This is a genomic window from Citrobacter sp. TBCS-14 (genome assembly GCF_005280805.1).
In the GTDB taxonomy this organism is placed as follows: domain Bacteria; phylum Pseudomonadota; class Gammaproteobacteria; order Enterobacterales; family Enterobacteriaceae; genus Citrobacter; species Citrobacter gillenii.
On record NZ_SZWM01000875.1, the window covers coordinates 1 to 355 of the forward strand.

Genomic DNA, 355 nt, shown 5'->3' on the forward strand with positions numbered 1-355 from the left:
ATGAACAAAAGTTTCATACAGTTTATTCTTTCGAAAGATATTTAAACAACATTAATCAAAAATCACTGGCAAGTTGGGCTAGAAGAAAATATGGAAAAAATATGAAAAACTTTAACACAAAAACAAATAAAATGGCATCTGATGAATATGAAAAAATCATTTATAGAAAAACTTATGGCAAAAAAGATGACGCTATAAGAGAAAAATTAAATAACGAACAACCCAAAACAACGGATGAAATAGAAAAACTTCGTCTTAAACAAGAACAAGTTTCTAAAAATATTATTAGAACTCAATCATTAGAAGAAGCGATTGTAACAGCTAATGAAATCGAACGCAAACTTAAAGAATGTGA

1 protein-coding gene is annotated in these 355 nt (G+C 27.0%); it reads left to right on the forward strand.

All coding sequences use genetic code 11. The annotated features are described in order from the left end of the window. Positions 1–355, forward strand: a 355-nt coding sequence (locus FDX22_RS21840) for a hypothetical protein (protein ID WP_222592552.1), incomplete at both ends; no start/stop codon positions are given.